The following is a 274-nucleotide window of genomic DNA, read 5'->3' as shown; positions in this document are numbered from 1 at the left end:
GGCAGCCCGGGCCCTCGTGGACACCGCGGGACCCGTCGACATCCTCGTGAACAATGCCGGCCGGGGTGCGGTCGGAACTCTCGAGCAGCTCAGCGACGCCGACCTGCAGGACCAACTCGAGACGAACTACCTCTCGGTTGCCCGCCTCACCCGTCTCGTCCTCCCCGGGATGCGCGAGCGGGGGAGCGGTCGCATCGTCACCGTCACCAGCGTCGGGGGAGCGGTGGGTCAGCCGTTCGCCGACGCGTACTGCGGGGCGAAGTTCGCCGTCGAG

Annotated in this window: 1 protein-coding gene; it reads left to right on the top strand. The window is 70.8% G+C overall.

Annotated features, from left to right (window positions below):
• The coding region (locus OH705_RS27290) for an SDR family NAD(P)-dependent oxidoreductase (protein ID WP_267303448.1) at positions 1-274 on the top strand (274 nt) is incomplete at both ends.

The sequence above is a fragment of the Pseudomonas sp. BJa3 genome (assembly GCF_026343815.1).
In the GTDB taxonomy this organism is placed as follows: Bacteria; Pseudomonadota; Gammaproteobacteria; order Pseudomonadales; family Pseudomonadaceae; genus Aquipseudomonas; species Aquipseudomonas soli.
This window is presented reverse-complemented; position numbering and strand designations above follow the sequence as displayed.